General features: G+C 62.7%; 15 protein-coding genes. 14 read left to right on the plus strand and 1 reads right to left on the minus strand.

Annotated elements, in window-relative coordinates; all coding sequences use genetic code 11:
* Positions 1 to 56: 56 nt before the first annotated feature.
* The gene (locus tag AB4N64_RS09555) at positions 57 to 1,682 is read right to left on the minus strand and encodes an NADP-dependent glyceraldehyde-3-phosphate dehydrogenase (RefSeq protein ID WP_460124650.1); all 1,626 of its coding nucleotides are present in this window, start codon (positions 1,680 to 1,682) and stop codon (positions 57 to 59) included.
* Between the two features lie 163 nt (positions 1,683 to 1,845).
* Between AB4N64_RS09555 and AB4N64_RS09560 the strand changes: the two genes are divergently transcribed.
* The 14 genes from AB4N64_RS09560 (at position 1,846) to AB4N64_RS09625 (ending at position 16,263) form a co-directional block, all read left to right on the plus strand.
* Positions 1,846 to 2,733 carry a Dyp-type peroxidase gene (locus AB4N64_RS09560; protein WP_460124653.1) on the plus strand — a complete coding sequence of 296 codons (888 nt, stop codon included), beginning with the start codon at positions 1,846 to 1,848 and terminating at the stop codon, positions 2,731 to 2,733.
* Positions 2,734 to 2,950: 217 nt separating this feature from the next.
* Complete coding sequence (locus tag AB4N64_RS09565; protein ID WP_460124657.1) at positions 2,951 to 3,703, plus strand: GntR family transcriptional regulator; 753 nt, start codon at positions 2,951 to 2,953, stop codon at positions 3,701 to 3,703.
* The gene (locus AB4N64_RS09570) at positions 3,700 to 5,442 is read left to right on the plus strand and encodes a fumarate reductase/succinate dehydrogenase flavoprotein subunit (protein ID WP_460124660.1); all 1,743 of its coding nucleotides are present in this window, start codon (positions 3,700 to 3,702) and stop codon (positions 5,440 to 5,442) included. The genes AB4N64_RS09565 and AB4N64_RS09570 overlap by 4 nt, the downstream gene beginning before the upstream one ends.
* Before the next feature lie 24 nt (positions 5,443 to 5,466).
* Positions 5,467 to 5,712, plus strand: coding sequence for a 4Fe-4S dicluster domain-containing protein (locus AB4N64_RS09575; protein ID WP_008060065.1), 246 nt, complete (start codon positions 5,467 to 5,469; stop codon positions 5,710 to 5,712).
* Between the two features lie 212 nt (positions 5,713 to 5,924).
* Positions 5,925 to 7,331, plus strand: a complete 1,407-nt coding sequence (locus AB4N64_RS09580) for an ABC transporter substrate-binding protein (protein ID WP_460124663.1) — start codon at positions 5,925 to 5,927, stop codon at positions 7,329 to 7,331.
* Positions 7,332 to 7,473: 142 nt separating this feature from the next.
* Positions 7,474 to 8,256: an ABC transporter permease gene (locus tag AB4N64_RS09585; protein ID WP_460124665.1), complete on the plus strand. Its 783-nt coding sequence runs from the start codon at positions 7,474 to 7,476 to the stop codon at positions 8,254 to 8,256.
* On the plus strand, positions 8,256 to 9,104 hold the full coding sequence (locus AB4N64_RS09590) for an ABC transporter ATP-binding protein (protein WP_460124667.1): 849 nt from the start codon (positions 8,256 to 8,258) through the stop codon (positions 9,102 to 9,104). Before AB4N64_RS09585 ends, AB4N64_RS09590 begins: the two co-directional genes overlap by 1 nt.
* Positions 9,101 to 10,063 carry a HEAT repeat domain-containing protein gene (locus AB4N64_RS09595; protein ID WP_460124668.1) on the plus strand — a complete coding sequence of 321 codons (963 nt, stop codon included), beginning with the start codon at positions 9,101 to 9,103 and terminating at the stop codon, positions 10,061 to 10,063. Before AB4N64_RS09590 ends, AB4N64_RS09595 begins: the two co-directional genes overlap by 4 nt.
* Positions 10,060 to 10,335, plus strand: a complete 276-nt coding sequence (locus AB4N64_RS09600; protein ID WP_460124670.1) for a DUF971 domain-containing protein — start codon at positions 10,060 to 10,062, stop codon at positions 10,333 to 10,335. Before AB4N64_RS09595 ends, AB4N64_RS09600 begins: the two co-directional genes overlap by 4 nt.
* A 197-nt stretch (positions 10,336 to 10,532) precedes the next feature.
* Positions 10,533 to 11,150: a transcriptional repressor LexA gene (lexA, locus tag AB4N64_RS09605; protein WP_460124672.1), complete on the plus strand. Its 618-nt coding sequence runs from the start codon at positions 10,533 to 10,535 to the stop codon at positions 11,148 to 11,150.
* A complete protein-coding gene (gene imuA / locus AB4N64_RS09610; RefSeq protein ID WP_460124674.1) occupies positions 11,150 to 11,767 on the plus strand; it encodes a translesion DNA synthesis-associated protein ImuA in 618 nt (205 codons plus the stop codon). Before lexA ends, imuA begins: the two co-directional genes overlap by 1 nt.
* A 7-nt stretch (positions 11,768 to 11,774) precedes the next feature.
* Positions 11,775 to 13,190 carry a Y-family DNA polymerase gene (locus tag AB4N64_RS09615; protein ID WP_460124676.1) on the plus strand — a complete coding sequence of 472 codons (1,416 nt, stop codon included), beginning with the start codon at positions 11,775 to 11,777 and terminating at the stop codon, positions 13,188 to 13,190.
* Entirely contained in the window at positions 13,187 to 14,089 is a 903-nt protein-coding gene (locus AB4N64_RS09620) for a PHP domain-containing protein (RefSeq protein ID WP_460124679.1), read from the plus strand. Before AB4N64_RS09615 ends, AB4N64_RS09620 begins: the two co-directional genes overlap by 4 nt.
* Positions 13,981 to 16,263 (plus strand): error-prone DNA polymerase, encoded by a 2,283-nt coding sequence (locus AB4N64_RS09625; protein WP_460124682.1) that lies wholly within the window; start codon positions 13,981 to 13,983, stop codon positions 16,261 to 16,263. Before AB4N64_RS09620 ends, AB4N64_RS09625 begins: the two co-directional genes overlap by 109 nt.
* Positions 16,264 to 16,441 lie beyond the last annotated feature (178 nt).

The following is a 16,441-nucleotide window of genomic DNA, read 5'->3' on the forward strand; positions in this document are numbered from 1 at the left end:
CCCGGCGCACCAAGGGTGGCAGTCGTTGGGTTATGGACGTACTCAGGTTGTGCTCCTCAGAAAATATAATCGGTGGTCAGGAAGCTTGAGTTGCGCCCGCTGATGATGTCGCTGATCAGTTCCTTGTTGTTCTCCTGGAACTTGGTCGCCACCAGCGTACGGATCGAGAACACGCGCAACGCATCATGTACCGACAATGTGCCCTCGGCCGAGTTCTTGCGCCCGTTGAAGGGGTAGGTGTCCGGACCGCGCTGGCACTGAGCGTTGAGGTTGATCCGTCCGACCTGGTTGGCGAAGGTGTCCACCAGCCGGCCGACCGCCACCGGGTTGGTGCCGAAGATACTCAATTGCTGGCCGAAGTCCGACTCCAGTACGTAGTCGATCACCGTGTCCAGATGCCTGTACGGCACGATCGGCACCACCGGGCCGAACTGTTCTTCCTGGTAGACGCGCATCTGCGGCGTCACCGGGTACAGAACCGCCGGGTAGAAAAATGACGCGCGCGACTCGCCACCGTTTGGATTGACCACGCGGGCGCCCTTGTCGATGGCATCGGCCACCAGCCCGTGCAGGTAATCGACCTTGCTTGCCTCCGGCAACGGCGTCAGGGCCACACCGCTTTCCCAAGGCATGCCGGGTTTGAGGGTGGCGAGTTTGGCGTTGAATTTTTCGATGAATGACTCGACCACGTCTTCATGGACGAAGAGGATTTTCAGCGCGGTGCAACGCTGGCCATTGAACGACAACGAACCGGTGACGGCCTCGCTCACGGCGTTGTCCAGGTCCACCTCCGGCAGCACGATGCCGGGGTTCTTCGCATCCAGTCCCAGGGCGGCGCGCAGGCGGTGCGGTTTGGGGTGGAGTTTTTTCAGGTCACTGGCGGCCTTGTTGGTGCCGATGAACGCGAAGATGTCGATCTTGCCGCTGGCCATCAGGGCGCTGACGGTTTCGCGACCGCTGCCGTAGATCACGTTGATCACCCCGGCCGGGAAGCTGTCGCGGAAGGCTTCCAGCAGCGGCCGAATGAGCAGCACGCCGAGCTTGGCCGGTTTGAAGACCACGGTGTTGCCCATGATCAATGCTGGAATCAGCGTGGTGAAGGTTTCGTTCAGCGGGTAGTTGTAAGGGCCCATGCACAGGGCCACGCCCAGCGGCACGCGGCGGATCTGGCCGAGGGTGTCCTGTTCCAGCTCGAAGCGGCTGGAGCGGCGGTCGAGTTCTTTCAGCGCGTTGATGGTGTCGACGATGTAGTCGCAGGTCCGGTCGAATTCCTTTTCCGAGTCCTTGAGGTTCTTGCCGATTTCCCACATCAGCAACTTGACCACGGCGTCGCGCTGTTCGCGCATGCGGGCGAGGAAGGTTTCGACATGCTGGATGCGCTCGGCCACACGCATGGTTGGCCATAGGCCCTGGCCACTGTCATACGCGCGCACGGCGGCGTCGAGGGCGGTCAGTGCGGTGTCGGCATCGAGCAACGGGGTGCTGCCGAGAATCACTTGTTCATCGCCGTTCTCGCCAGTGAGGTACACCGGGCTGCGCACCTGGGCGAGGGCGCCCGACCACGTCTTGAGCTGGCCATCGACCAGGTATTCGCGCTGCTCGGTCGGGCCGCTGAGACGGTACTTTTCCGGAATGTCGCTGGAGTCGGGAAACAGGTTGCCAAGGATATGTTCTGTGGTCATGTTTTTACTCCATGTGAGGCCGTTCAATTTCACTTCAGAGGTTATACGCCTTATTGGTCAGACTTTTTAAGCCTGGATGTCATGTTGCCGCGATCTTTTGCCGCGATCGCCCACAACCACGGGTGCTGCGAGTAAACTTGCCGTTCATTCTTAAGGAGTTCATATGAGTTACTACCAGCCGGGCATTCTCGCCACCCCCGTTCCACCTCAGGCCCGTCATATGTTCTTCGCGTTGGAATCGGTCGATGCAGTGCCGGCTGCGCTCGACAAATTGATGCAACTGGTGGACGGCAAGTCGGCGGTGGTCGGTTTCGGTGAATCCCTGGTCAAGGCGTTGCACGGTCAGATCGAAGGTCTGCGACCATTCCCGGCGTTGACCGGTGTGGGTGTCGATAACCCTTCGACCCAACACGCGCTGTGGTGCTGGTTGCATGGCGTCGACCGCGGCGAGTTGCTCAATCGCAGCACCGCCATCGAAGCAGCGCTGGCACCGGCGCTGCGACTGGTGCAAATGAACGAGACGTTCCGCCACCTCAGCGGCCACGACCTGACGGGCTACGAAGATGGCACCGAAAACCCTCACGACGAAGCGGCGGTGGCTGCCGGACTGGCGAGCGTGGGCGGTGAAGGCCTGGTGGGCGGCAGCTTCGCCGCGATCCAGCAATGGCAGCATGATCTGAAAGGTTTCCATGCACTGCCATCGGATGAGAAAGACAACATCATGGGTCGTCGCCTGGCCGACAACGAAGAGATCGACGACGCACCGGTCTCCGCTCACGTCAAACGCACCGCCCAGGAAAGCTTCGCCCCCGAAGCGTTCGTGGTGCGCCGCTCGATGCCATGGATCGAAGGCGATCGTGCGGGCCTGATGTTCCTGGCGTTCGGCTTCTCCCTGGATGCGTTCGAAGCGCAACTGCGGCGCATGAGCGGTCTGGAAGACGGCATCACCGACGGCCTGTATCGCATCAGCCGCCCGATCACGGGCGGGTACTACTGGTGTCCGCCGCTCAAGGATGGGCGCCTGAACCTGAGTGCATTAAACCTTCACTGACACTCAGATCCCCTGTAGGAGCGAGCATGCTCGCGATGGTCGTCAATGATGACGCTGGCAACCTGACACCCCGCGGTTCCGGGGCCGCCATCGCGAGCGAGCTCGCTCCTACAGGACGAACAACACCGCTCTAACCTTATTCTCAAACGGTATTTCTCACCACGGTCATTAGAACCATAAGATCACGTCATAACTCGTTATAACAAGTGATCAGCCCATGACCGATAACGTTCTATCCCTCAGCAGTGTTCCGCTGCACACCCAGCTACGGGACGTGCTGCGTGCTCGCATTCTCGACGGCGAGTACCCGCAGGACAGCCAGATGCCTTCCGAAAGTGAGTTGGGTGCCTTGTTCAAGGTCAGCCGCATCACCGTGCGCCAGGCGCTGGGTGATCTGCAGAAGGAAGGGTTGATTTTCAAGATCCACGGCAAGGGCACCTTCGTCGCCAAGCCGAAAACCTTTCAGAACGTCAGCACCTTGCAAGGCCTAGCCGAATCCATGACCGGTCGGGGCTACGAAGTCATCAACCGCCTGCGCAGTTTCAAATTCATCGCCGCCGACAAGTTGGTGGCCGAGCGTTTACGGGTGGCCGAGGGCGAGATCGTGGCGCAGGTCAAGCGAGTGCGCCTGATCAACCGCGAGCCGATTTCGCTGGAAATCACCTACTTGCCCAAGGCCATTGGCGAGCGACTGGAGAAGGCTGATCTGGTCACCCGCGACATTTTCCTGATCCTGGAGAACGACTGCGGTCTGGCGCTCGGTCACGCTGACCTGGCAATCGACGCCGTGCTCGCCGACAGCGACCTGACCCAGGCGCTGGGCGTTGAAGCGGGCTCGCCGATCATGCGTATCGAACGCCTGACCCATGACGCCAGCGGCCAGCCCGTGGACTTCGAGCACCTTTACTATCGCGGCGATGCCTTCCAGTACCGTCTGCGTATCGACCGGCAAAAAGGGGAGCAGGCATGACCCATTCCGTGACAAGAGCGACCCTGGAACAGGAATACGACATCGTCGTGATCGGTGGCGGCACGGCCGGGCCCATGGCGGCGATCAAGGCCAAGGAACGCAACCGCGACCTGCGTGTTTTGTTGATCGACAAGGCCAACGTCAAGCGCAGCGGCGCGATCAGCATGGGCATGGACGGCCTGAACAACGCCATCATTCCAGGGCACTCCACGCCTGAGCAGTACACCAAGGAAATCACCATCGCCAACGACGGCATCGTCAACCAGGCGGCGGTGTATGCCTACGCCACGCACAGCTTCGAAACCATCGAGCAACTGGATCGCTGGGGCGTGAAGTTCGAGAAGGACGAGACCGGCGACTATGCGGTCAAGAAAGTCCACCACATGGGCGCCTATGTGCTGCCAATGCCCGAAGGTCACGACATCAAGAAAGTCCTGTACCGCCAGTTGAAGCGGGCGCGGGTCAGCATCACCAATCGCCTGGTGTGCACCCGGCTGCTCAAGGACGAGGAGGGCGCGGTCAACGGCGTGATGGGCTTCGACTGCCGCACTGCCGATTTCCATGTGATCAAGGCCAAGGCCGTGATCCTCGCCTGCGGTGCAGCCGGGCGCCTGGGGCTGCCGTCCTCGGGTTACCTGATGGGCACCTACGAAAACCCGACCAATGCCGGCGATGGATACGCCATGGCCTATCACGCCGGGGCGGAGTTGGCGAACCTGGAATGCTTCCAGATCAACCCGCTGATCAAGGATTACAACGGCCCGGCCTGCGCCTACGTGACCGGTCCCCTGGGCGGCTACACCGCCAACAACAAGGGCGAGCGCTTCATCGAGTGCGATTACTGGAGCGGCCAGATGATGTGGGAGTTCCACCAGGAACTCGAAAGCGGCAACGGCCCGGTGTTCCTCAAACTCGACCACCTGGCCGAGGAAACCATCCAGAATATAGAGGAGATCCTGCACAGTAATGAGCGACCCAGTCGTGGTCAGTTCCACGCCAATCGCGGCACCGACTACCGTACGCAGATGGTCGAGATGCACATTTCCGAAATCGGTTTTTGCAGCGGCCATTCGGCGTCCGGGGTGTGGGTCAACGAGAAGGCAGAGACGTCGGTCAAGGGGTTGTACTCGGCCGGGGACATGGCCGCGGTGCCGCACAATTACATGCTGGGTGCGTTCACCTATGGCTGGTTTGCCGGCCACAACGCGGCGGACTTTGTGGCCGGTCGCGAGTTTTCTGCGGTCGACGCCGCGCAGGTCGAGGCGGAAAAACAAAGGGTCTACGCACCGCTGGATCGAGAGCATGGCCTGCCGCCGGCCCAGGTCGAATACAAGCTGCGCCGTTTCGTGAACGATTATCTGCAACCGCCGAAGGTCACCAAGAAGATGCAGATCGGCCTGCAACGCTTCAGTGACATCCAGCGTGATCTGGACCAGATCAAGGCGCACAACGCCCACGAACTGATGCGCGCCATGGAAGTCAGCATGATCCGCGACTGCGTCGAAATGGCCGCCCGTGCCTCGTTGTTTCGCGCGGAAAGTCGCTGGGGGCTTTACCACTATCGGGTCGATCACCCGCAGCGCAACGACAGCGACTGGTTCTGCCATTGCCATCTGAAAAAGGATGAAAACGGTCGGATGAGCAGTTTCAAGAAAGCCGTCGAGCCCTACATCATCCCGCTGGATGCCGAGGAAATGCAGGCCTATGACCGCCTTCGCGTCGGCGCCTTTGCGGCCTGAGCCCCTAAAAAGAGAAACCGTGAAATGGCCTATCAACCCCAGGAAATCTTCTTCCGCTCCAATGCACCGGTCACGGTCGACGAAGACCTGTGCATCGCCCACAAAGGCTGCACCGTGTGCGTTGACGTTTGCCCGATGGACTTGCTGGCGATCAACCCGGCCACCCAGAAAGCCTACATGGCGTTCGATGAGTGCTGGTATTGCATGCCGTGCGAGAAGGACTGCCCGACGGGGGCGGTGAAAGTGGATATTCCCTACCTGTTGCGGTGATTGACAGGGCGCCATCGCGGGCAAGCCCGCTCCCACAGGGGCATGCGATCAACTGTAGGAGCGGGCTTGCCCGCGATGAGGCCCGTCCAGACACCCGAGAAACCGCCACCCGGCCACCCCCGGGACGCATGCTTGAAAAACACCCCTCGTTTCCCACCACGCCCTGATCGTGGCGGAGACGAACACTTAAAATGATTCGAGGGGACACACCCATGTTATTGCGCGCAGCATTCGCCGGTCTGGTACTGGCTTCGTTCACCCTGTCGGCTTCGGCCGAAACCATCCGCATTGCCATCGGCACCCAGGACACCACCATCAACTGCGCCGCCGGCGGCCTGTTGATTCGTGAACTCGGCCTGCTGGACAAATACCTGCCCCACGACGGCCCGTACAAGGACGCCAAGTACGACGTGGTCTGGAAAAACTTCACCAGCGGCGCTCCACTGACCAATGAGATGGTCGCCGGCAAACTCGACTTTGGCGCCATGGCAGATTTCCCCGGCTCCTTCAATGGCGTGGCTTTCGAAACCGCCGGCAAGCACAGCCTGTTCATCAACGTGCTGTCGGGCAGCATCAAGGGCAGCGGCAATGGCATCGTCGTACCCAGCGCCTCAAGCGTACAGTCCCTGGCAGAGTTGAAGGGCAAGACCATTTCCGTGCCATTCGCCTCGACGTCCCATGGCATGTTGCTGCGGGCCGTAGCGGATCAGGGATGGGACCCACTCAAAGACGTCAACATTATCGCCCAGGCGCCGGAAGTGGCGGGCTCCGCATTGCAGGCTGGCAAGATCGATGCTCATGCCGACTTCGTGCCCTTTGCCGAACTGTTCACCAGCCGGGGTTTTGCCCGCAAGATCTTCGACGGCTCCCAGGCCAACGCGCCAACTTTCCATGGCGCGCTGGTGGATCAGGCCTACGCCAAAAAGTACCCGGAGATCGTCGTCGCCTACCTGCGCGCCAGCATCGAGGCCAACCAGTTGCTGGCCGACGAGCCAGAGAAGTACAGCGAGCTGATTGCCAAGGTCACGGGTGTCGATGCCGAGGTCAACTACCTGTTCCACGGCCCGCTTGGTGTGCAGACCCGCGACCTGAGCTGGAAGCCTGAATACCGTCAGGCCGTCGGCACCGCGATCGATACCCTCAAGCTGTTGAAGAAGGCTGATCGCGGCCTGGACCTGAACACTTTTATCGACGATCAATACATCCGCGCCGCATTCAAGGCATCGAACCTGGACTACAACGCGCAACTGGCCAACTACGCCCAGACCCCGCTCAAGGCCCTGGATGCCGCCAGCGGCAAACCCATCACCGACTTCAAGCATGTGGCCGAGATCTGGGTGCGCGGCGAACCGAAAGTCCGTCAATACGCTTCGGCGGAATCGGCGTTCACCGCGTTGACCAGCCTCAAGCAGGAAGGCAAGAACATCCGCGCGGTATATGCCCAGGCGAGTGACAGCGGGATCAAGCTACTGGCCGATCAGGCGTGGTTTGCCAGTGATGCCAAAGGCCGCCTGAGCGCGTTCCTGCTCAAGGGCCAGGCCCAGCAATTCGCCACGGCCCAGGGTGGCAAGGTGTTCGACTTCACCGACGCGACCACGCAGGCCGTGGCGACCCGTTAACCAACGACCCCCTTCCCTGTAGGAGCGAGCATGCTCGCGATGGTCTCAAGGGCACCGCTGGGCGCCAGGCAGCCAGCGTTATCGTTGACGTCCATCGCGAGCATGCTCGCTCCTACAGGGGGCTGTGTTCAGAGGACATGCCGTGTTCAGATCACTCAAACGCTGGCTCCCCAGGGCCGCCTCCTTACTGCTCTGCCTGCTGTTCTGGCAGCTCGCCGCCAGCCATCACTGGAACCTTGGCCTGGTCACCTTCGCCAACGTGCCCACGCCCTGGTCCGTCGTCGAAGCGGCGCTGGGCCTGGGTGACTCCGGCAAGCTCGCCCAGCATCTGGGCAGCAGCCTCAGCCGCGTATTCGCCGGTTACCTCGCGGCGCTGGTTATCGGCATCGGCCTGGGCCTGGCCATCGGTCGCTCGAAGTGGGCCGAAGACCTGTTGCTGCCACCTTTGGAGGTGCTGCGTCCGATCCCGGCCGTGGCATGGATTCCGCTGGCGATCCTGATGTTCCCGTCGTCGGAACTGTCGATGGTGTTCATCACCTTCACCGGCGCCTTGTTCCCGATCCTGCTCAACACCGTGCATGGCGTCGAAGGCGTCGATCCGCGCCTGATCGCCTCGGCGAAAAGCCTGGGGGCAGGGCGCTGGGCGATGTTGCGCGAAGTGATCCTGCCGGGTGCCGCGCCGAGCATCATCACGGGCCTGGCCATTGGCATGGGCACGTCGTGGTTTTGCCTCGTGACCGCGGAAATGATCTCCGGCCAGTTCGGCATCGGTTATTACACCTGGGAGTCCTACACCATCCAGAACTACCCCGACATCGTGGTCGGCATGTTGCTGATTGGCGTACTCGGGATGGGCAGCAGTCTGCTGATCAAACGCCTGGGCGGGTTGTTCACGCCTTGGCATCGACCACGAGGAAAAGCCTGATGAGCCTCTTTGAACAACCTGAAGGGCGTATCGACATTCGCGGTTTGTCGATCAGCCTGGGTGAGGGCCGTGCCGCGTTCGAAGCGGTGCAGGGCCTTGACTGCCAGATCGAACCGGGGCAGTTCGTGTGCATTCTCGGGCCGTCCGGTTGTGGCAAGTCCACGTTGCTCGGCGCACTGGCCGGGCATCTGCAACCACGCGCCGGCAGCCTCAAGGTCGATGGCGCCGACGTGTCGAGCCCTTCGCCGCAGCGCGGCATGGTGTTCCAGCAGCACACGCTGTTTCCCTGGCGCACGGTGCGCGACAACGTGGCGTTCGGCCTGAAAATGCGTGGCATCGGCAAGGCCGAACGGCGCCGGGCGGCCGATGACATCCTCGCCCTGGTGGGCCTTGAAGGATTTGCCGAGCGCTGGCCGGACCAGCTCTCCGGCGGCATGCAGCAACGGGTGGAGATTGCCCGGGTGCTGGTCAACCGTCCGCGCCTGTTGCTGATGGATGAACCCTTTGGCGCCCTCGATGCACTGACCCGTTTGAACATGCAGCAACTGCTGCTGAAGATTTGGACACAGATTCGTACCACCGTGGTGTTCGTGACCCATGACATCGACGAAGCGCTGTTCCTTGCCGACCGCCTGCTGGTGATGAGTTCGCGTCCGGGGCGGATCATCGAAGACTTGCGCCTGGACTTTGAAAGGCCCCGTACCACCGAACTGGTGACCAGCCACGAGTTCTCGCGCCTCAAGCGTCATTGCCTCGAACTGCTGCACCACCAGGAGGGGCGGCAGTTACCACGCCTGAACCCGCTTGGCCTTCCCCTTGAACACAAACTGCCGCGATTTGCCCTATGACTTCTCTATTCGATGTAACCGACAACGACGACATTCTTGCCCTGCAACCGCGCCTGACCGATGCCGACCCCGGTGTGCGCCGCATTGCCCTGATCGAACTGGCCGACCTTGAGGAGCCGGACGGTTTGCTGTGGCTGGTCAATCGACTGGCCGAAGACCCGACCGAGGAAGTCCGCGCCGAAGCCGCACGCTTGCTCGAAGCCTGGGAGGATGAGCCGGTGGTCGAGGCGTTGTGCCAGGCCCTGACCGATCCGGCGCCGGCGGTGCAGGCTGCCGCCGCGCAGAGCTTGAGCCTGCTCAAGAGCGAGGCGGCAGGACGGGTGATTCTGCCCTGGACCGGGCATGCCGACGTCAGTGTGCGCGTCGCCGCGTTCCGTGCACTGCGCGAATTGCGCTTCGCCGAGGCGGCGCCAGCGGCGGCGGTGGCATTGAGCGACGAGGATGCCAGCGTCCGACGCGAGGCGGTTGGCGTGCTGGGCTGGCTCAAGCAACTCGATGCAGTGCCGGCGCTGGCTCGACTGGCCAGCGCTGACCCGGACACCGAAGTGCGCCGCGCCGCCACCGGGGCGCTGGGGCTGGCGTCTGATGCACAGGTGCTGCCCGCATTGCGCCAGGCCTTGCAGGATCAGGCCTGGCAAGTGCGCGAAGAGGCCGCGACCACCCTGGGCAAGGTCGGCCACAGCGATGCCGGCCCGGCATTGATCGCGGCGCTGACCGACGATTACTGGCAAGTACGCTTGCGCGCAACCCGCAGCCTTGGCCGTCTGCGATTCGCTGCGGCGCTGGACGCGTTGATCGAAACCCTCGGTCATCGCATCAGCAATCTGCGCAAGGAAGCCGCGCTGGCCCTCGGTGAGCTTAACGATAAAGGCGCCATCGCCGCCTTGCAGGCTGCCCAGGACGATGGCGACCCCGAAGTGCGCAAGGCCGTGCGCATTGCCCTGAGTCAATTGCAATGACCCCCTCGGCGATCGGCAATTCGACAAGCCGCCAACAGTTGCGCCTGAGCTGGCCGGATGGACGCGAACAGCTGCTGGCGCACGCCGACCTGCGTCGCCAGTGCCCATGCTCACAGTGCCGGGCATTCCGGTTGCGCGGCACGCCGCCGATGGTGGATGAGCGTGTGCGGGTGGTTGAGTTGAATCCGCAGGGGTATGGGCTGCAGTTGGTCTTCAGCGATGGGCATGAGCGTGGGATTTATCCGTGGGCGTACCTGGCTGACCTGACTTGATCCACTGCCTGTGAAGAATGAACTGGCCTCATCGCGGCGGTGCGACGATTCGACAAGCCCGCTCCCACACCGATCACTGTGGGAGCGGGCTTGTCGAATCGTCGCACCGCCGCGATGACGATAGCAGCCTCGCCAAAAAAACAGCTTCCTACAGCTCATCGACAAATTCTTGTAAGAAAAATCGCAAAAGAGTACAAATGTACTCCATGACGACTTTAACTCCCCGCCGTACCGCCATCCTGACCTTTATCCGCGAGCGAATCGCCGAGCACGGTCAGTCACCGAGCCTCGCCGAGATCAGCGAGGCCTTTGGTTTTGCCTCGCGCAGCGTGGCGCGCAAGCATGTGCTGGCGCTGACCGAGGCCGGTTTTATCGAGGTCAACCCGAATCAGGCCCGGGGCATTCGATTGCTCGGCCTGCCTGCACGTCCCGAATTGCTGGACATTCCGGTGCTCGGCCGAGTGGCCGCAGGTGCGCCCATCGGCGCCGATGCCGAGATCCATAACCACCTGCTGCTCGATCCATCGATGTTCTCCCGGACCCCGGACTACATGCTGCGGGTGAGTGGCGACTCGATGATCGAGGACGGCATTCTCGATGGCGACCTGGTGGGCGTGCACCGTAGCCCCGAGGCCATCAACGGGCAGATCGTGGTCGCACGCCTGGAAGGCGAAGTGACCATCAAGCGCTTCGAGCGCGTGGGTGACACGGTGCGCCTGTTGCCGCGCAACCCGGCTTATCAGCCGATCGTGGTCGAGCCCGGCCAGGACCTCGCCATCGAAGGGGTGTTCTGCGGTTTGGTGAGGCAAGGCTGATGGGTGCCGTCGTCGCGCTGGACACGCTGTTCAATGGCGGCCAGGTCTGGAAGGGCCGGCCTGCGCCGCCCACCGTCAGCCCGCAACCCACCGGGCACGCCGCGCTGGATGCGGCGTTGCCCACGGGCGGATGGCCGGAAGCGGCATTGAGCGAAATCCTTCTGGCCGGGCAGGGCATCGGTGAGTTGCAACTGGTGTGGCCGACGTTGGCCCGGCTGGCGGACGCGGGCGAGCGGATCGTGCTGGTGGCGCCGCCGTTCGTGCCGTATCCCCAGGCCTGGGAAAATGCCGGGATCGATCTGCGTCAGTTATCGATCATTCAGGCCAGCGAGCGCGATGCCTTGTGGGCCACGGAACAATGCCTGCGTTCGGGCAGTTGTGGCGCTGTGCTGTGCTGGCCGAACAAGGCCGATGACCGCGCGTTGCGGCGTTTGCAGGTGGCGGCGGAAACCGGCTCGACCCTGGCCTTTGCCTACCGCTCGATCCAGGAAGCGATCAACCCGTCACCCGCGGCCCTGCGCATTGCCATCGATGCCCGGCCTGCGCAGTTGCGCGTACTCAAGTGCCGGGGCGGGCTGGCCCGTTCGGCGCCGATCGCCTTTGCCGTAGGGCATTGAGGTTGCCATGCGTTGGGTGTGCATTCTATTCCCGCAATTGGCGTTGGACGCGGTACTGCGTCAGCGCACCGACCCCGATGAGCCGCTGGCGCTGCTGACCGGCCCGGCGCAGCGCCGGGTGTTGCAGGCGGTCAACGCTCAAGCGCGCGCCCTGGGCTTGCGCCCCGGCCAGTCGATGACCGCCGCCCAAGCGCTGAGCAAAGGGTTCGCCACCGCTGAATACGACGCCGCAAACATCGAACACTGGCAACAATTCCTGGCGGCCTGGGCCTATCGTTTCAGTTCCCAGGTCAGCGTGCATTACCCGCGCACGGTGGTGTTCGAAATCGAGTCCAGCCTGGGGTTGTTCGGCGACTGGGCGCAATTGGAAGCACGCTTGCGCGCCGAGCTCGACGAGTTGGGCTTTCGCCATCGCATCGTTGCGGCCCCCAACCCGGTGGCGGCACGAATCCTGGCCAATGCCTATGACGGGCTGGTGGTGCCCGACGATCAAGCCTTGCAGCGCCACCTGGGGCCATTGCCCGTCGACCGCATCGGCCTTGAGGCGAATGTCGCCACTGCGTTGTCACGCATGGGGCTGCGCACCTTGAACCAGGTGCAGGGCTTGCCTCGGCAGAGCCTGGCCCGGCGTTTCGAGGCGCAGGTGCTCAAGCATCTGGACGCCTTGCTGGGGCTGCGCCGGTTGGCGCTGGCGTTCTACTTGCCGCCGGATCGCTTCGATGTGCGCATCGAACTCAACTTCGACGTGCAATCGCATCAGGCGCTGCTGTTTCCGTTGCGCCGCTTGACTGGCGACCTCTCGGCATTTCTCTGTGGACGAGACAGTGGCGTGCAGCGTTTTGACCTGCACCTTGAGCACGCCGGCTTACCGGACAGCGTGATCAAGGTCGGCTTGCTCAGTGCCGAGCGTGATGCGGCGATGCTCTTCGAGTTGGCCCGGGGGCGCCTGGAGCAGGTTCAGGTCGAGGCCCCGGTGCGCGGTTTTCGTTTGCGCGCCGAAGATTTGCCGGCCTTCGTGCCGCAGTATCAGGAGCTGTTCGACGAACGCCCACAGCAATCCTTGCCCTGGGAACAACTGCGCGAGCGTCTGCGCGCCCGGCTGGGCGATGACGCGGTGCACGGCTTGCGCTTCCAGGCCGATCACCGGCCCGAGTGCACGTGGCAGGCCGGAAACGACCCTCAACGTTGCCCCGGGCTGCCCGGCGTGCAGCGTCCGGGCTGGCTGCTGACCGAACCGCAAGCAGTGCACGAAGCCTCGACACGCATCCTCATGGGGCCCGAACGCATCGAATCCGGCTGGTGGGACGGCGACGACGTGCGCCGCGATTATTACCTGATCGAAACCCGCGCCGGCCAGCAAGGCTGGGCCTACCGGGCGGTCGGTGAAGACGGCCCGTTATGGTTGCAGGGCTGGTTCGCATGAGCCCCGATTATGCCGAACTGCATTGCCTGTCCAGCTTCAGTTTCCAACGCGGTGCGTCCAGCGCCCTGGAGTTGTTCCAGCGCGCGAAAAAGCACGGCTACCAGGCCTTGGCGATCACCGACGAATGCACGTTTGCGGGCATCGTTCGTGCGTGGCAAGCGGCCAAGTCCGTGGCGCTGCCGCTGATTATCGGCAGCGAAATACGGATCGAAAACGGCCCGAAACTGGTGTTGCTGGTGGAGAACCTCGAAGGCTATCAGCACCTGTGCCGGCTGATCACCCAGGCGCGGCGACGCACGCAGAAGGGCCAGTACCAGGTTTTGCGCAGTGACTTCGACGCGCCTTTGCCGGGGTTGCTGGCACTGTGGGTGCCCGATGCGCTCGATGACCCGGCGCCGGGCCGCTGGCTCAAAGAGGTGTTTGCCGAGCGCCTGTGGTTGGCGGTGCAGTTGCATCGCGGTCAGGACGATCACCGTCGGCTCAACCAGTTGTTGGCGCTGGCGAGGGCACTGGACATCCCGCCGGTGGCCAGCGGCGATGTGCACATGCATTGCCGTGGTCGCCGCGCCTTGCAGGACACCATGACCGCGATCCGCCATCATCTGCCGGTGGCCGACGCCGGGTTGCGCCTGCACCCCAATGGCGAACGGCATCTGCGCAGCCTGGAACTGTTGCGCGAGCTGTATCCGCCCGCGTTGTTGCAGGCCTCGGTGGACCTGGCCCGGCGTTGCACTTTCGATCTGGACCAGTTGCGTTATCAATACCCCAAGGAACTGGTGCCCGAGGGGTATTGCGCCACCGGCTGGCTGCGGCAATTGACCAAGGAGGGGATCGCCTGGCGCTGGAAAAAGGTGCGCCGACCAAGGTGCTGCGCCAGATCAGCAAGGAGCTCAAGCTGATTGCCGAACTCGGCTATGAAAGTTACTTCCTCACCGTGCACGACGTGGTGCGCTTCGCCCGCGAACAGCACATCCTCTGCCAGGGCCGAGGCTCGGCTGCCAACTCGGCGGTTTGCTACGCCCTGGGCATCACCGAGATCGACCCGGACCGCACCACGTTGCTGTTCGAGCGCTTCATGTCGAAGGAGCGCAACGAGCCCCCGGACATCGATGTGGACTTCGAGCACGAGCGCCGCGAGGAAGTGTTGCAATACGTGTTCCGCCGTTATGGTCGGGGCCGTGCCGCGCTGACCGCAGTGGTCAGCAGCTATCACGCCGCCGGGGCGGTGCGCGACGTGGCCAAGGCTTTGGGACTGCCACCGGACCAGATCAATGCGCTGGCCGATTGCTGCGGCCATTGGAGCGATAACACACCGCCGATAGAACGCTTGCTCGAAGCCGGTTTCGACCCGCAAAGTCCGGTTCTGCGCCGGGTGCTGACTTTGACCGATCAACTGATCGGCTTCCCCCGGCACCTGTCACAGCACCCCGGCGGTTTTGTGATTTCCGAGCAGCCACTGGACACCCTGGTGCCGGTGGAAAACGCCGCCATGGCCGATCGCACGATCATTCAATGGGACAAGGACGACCTCGACGCGGTCGGCCTGCTCAAGGTCGATATCCTCGCGTTGGGCATGCTCAGCGCGATTCGCCGTTGTTTCGATCTGCTGCGGCGCCATCGTAATCAGAATCTGACCCTGGCCACGATCCCCTCCGAAGATGCGGCCACCTACGAAATGATCAGTCGCGCCGACACCGTCGGGGTATTCCAGATCGAGTCGCGGGCGCAGATGTCGATGCTGCCGCGATTGAGGCCCCGCAAGTTCTACGACCTGGTGATTCAGGTGGCCATCGTCCGTCCGGGGCCGATTCAGGGCGGCATGGTGCACCCGTATTTGCGACGGCGAAACAAACAGGAAGCCGAAGTTTATCCATCGCCTCAATTGGAAGTGGTGCTCAAACGTACGCTTGGTGTGCCGCTGTTCCAGGAACAGGTGATGCAGATCGCCATCGTCGCTGCCGACTACAGCCCCGGCGAGGCCGACCAATTACGCCGCTCCATGGCCGCGTGGAAACGTCATGGCGGGCTGGAACCGCACAAGGAGCGGCTGGCCGCTGGCATGAAGAAAAACGGTTACACCGCCGAATTTGCCACCCAGATTTTCGAGCAGATCAAGGGTTTTGGCAGCTACGGTTTCCCCGAGTCCCACGCCGCCAGTTTTGCCTTGCTGACCTACGCCAGTTGCTGGTTGAAATGCCATGAACCGGCAGCCTTCGCCTGTGCGCTGATCAACAGCTGGCCCATGGGTTTCTACAGCCCCGATCAGATTTTGCAGGATGCGCGTCGGCATCATTTGCAGGTTCGCCCGGTGGATGTGCGCGCCAGTGACTGGGATTGCAGCCTCGAAGCGGTCAGCGGCGGGCAGCCGGCGATTCGCATGGGCCTGCGCATGATCAAGGGCTTTCGCGAAGACGATGCCCGGCGTATCGAAGTCGCGCGGTCGATGGGCGCGTTTATCGACATTGCCGATCTGGGCGAGCGGGCGCAGCTTGATAGTCGTGCGCAGGAACAACTGGCCGATGCCGGCGCCTTGCGGGGGCTGGCAGGGGATCGCCATCGCGCCCGCTGGGAAGTGGCGGGTGTGCAGAAGCAGTTGGGCTTGTTCGCCGGTTTGCCGAGCCAGGAAGAAATCGTCGTGACGCTGCCCAAACCCACGGTGGGCGAAAACCTGCTGGCGGATTACAACAGCCTTGGCACCACGCTCGGACCGCACCCGCTGGCACTCTTGCGGGGCGAACTCAAAGCCCGGCGTTGCCGCAGTTCCAGGGAGTTGCTGGAGGTCGAGCATGGGCGCCCGGTCAGCATCGCCGGGCTGGTGACCGGGCGTCAGCGGCCGGGCACGGCCAGTGGCGTGACCTTTGTCACCCTTGAAGACGAGTTCGGCAACGTCAACGTGGTGGTCTGGCGAGACCTGGCCGAGCGTCAGCGCAAGGTGCTGGTGGGCTCGCAATTACTCAAGGTCGATGGGCGTTGGGAAAAAGAGGGCGAAGTACGCCACCTGATCGCCGGACGCCTGAGTGACTTGAGTGAGCTGCTCGATGGCATGGATGTGCGGAGTCGGGATTTTCACTGACCACGATCCCCCCTGTAGGAGCGAGCTTGCTCGCGATGGAAGACCAGACAACGCTGGTATCCTGACACCCATCGTTATCGTTGACGACCATCGCGACGGTTCGACGCCTCGACAAGCTCGCTCCTACAGGGGGGCGCAGTGTCCGAAAGATTCAGCGATATCTCTATGAAACCATTCC

It is taken from the genome of Pseudomonas sp. S2_C03, from assembly GCF_054668405.1.